The 1,233-nt window shown below is 57.6% G+C and carries 1 protein-coding gene; it reads right to left on the reverse strand.

What is annotated here, in order from left to right; translation table 11 throughout:
• A partial coding sequence (locus AC05K6_RS10170) for a malate synthase G (RefSeq protein WP_476728470.1) occupies positions 1–1,233 on the reverse strand: 1,233 nt, incomplete at its 5' end.

Genomic DNA, 1,233 nt, shown 5'->3' on the forward strand with positions numbered 1-1,233 from the left:
TTAGGCGATGCCGTTCTTTTCCTTGAACTCCAAACGACGGGCATGCAAGATCGGCTCAGTGTAACCGGCCGGCTGCTCCAGACCCTTAAACACCAAATCCTTCGCAGCCTGGAAAGCCACCGACTCATCAAAGTTCGGAGCCATGTTGCGGTAGTTCGCGTCACCAGCGTTCTGCTCATCTACCTTTACAGCCATACGCTGCAAAGATTCCAGAACCTGCTCCTCGTTCACCACACCGTGCTTCAGCCAGTTAGCCAAGTGCTGCGAGTTAATACGGCAAGTAGCGCGATCCTCCATCAGATCGATGTCGTGGATATCCGGAATCTTAGAGCAACCCACACCCTGCTCCACCCAGCGAACCACATAACCCAGGATGGACTGGGAGTTGTTATCAATTTCCTCGGCGATCTCCTCGTCAGACCAGTCAGCGGACTCCGCCACCGGAATGGTCAGGATGTCACCCAGCGTCTCACGACGACCCTCGGTACGCAGCTTGTCCTGCACCTCAAAGACATCCACCTCGTGGTAGTGGGTTGCGTGCAGGGTTGCCCCCGTCGGGGACGGAACCCACGCGGTAGACGCGCCTTCCTTCGGCTGGCCGATCTTCTGCGCCAGCATGTCCGCCATCAGCTCAGTCTTGGCCCACATGCCCTTACCGATCTGCGACTTACCCGGCAGACCGTGCGCCAGACCAGCATCCACATTGTTGTCCTCGTAAGCCAGCTTCCACGGCGCGGTCTGCAGATCCGCCTTACGCACCATCGGACCAGCCAGCATAGAGGTGTGGATCTCATCACCAGTGCGATCCAGGAAGCCGGTGTTAATAAACGCCAGGCGCTCCTTAACCTGCGCAATGCAGGCATCCAGGTTGGCAGTGGTACGACGCTCCTCATCCATCACACCAACCTTCAAGGTGAACCGCTCCAGACCCAGCAGATCCTCCACAGCACCGAACAGATCATTGGTGAACGCAACCTCATCCGGGCCGTGCTGCTTCGGCTTCACAATGTAGATCGAACCATTGCGGGAGTTACGACGCGGGTTGTTCTCATCCAGACCCGGGATCGCAGCAGCCGAAGTAATAACGGCATCCATGATGCCCTCGAAGATCTCCTCACCGTTCTGATCCAAGATCGCCGGATTCTGCATCAGGTGACCAACATTACGCACGAACAGCAGGGAACGGCCGTGCAGACGCAGCTCCTCACCATCGCGGGAGGTAAACACGCGGTC

Source organism: Corynebacterium sp. TUM25020, assembly GCF_056388495.1.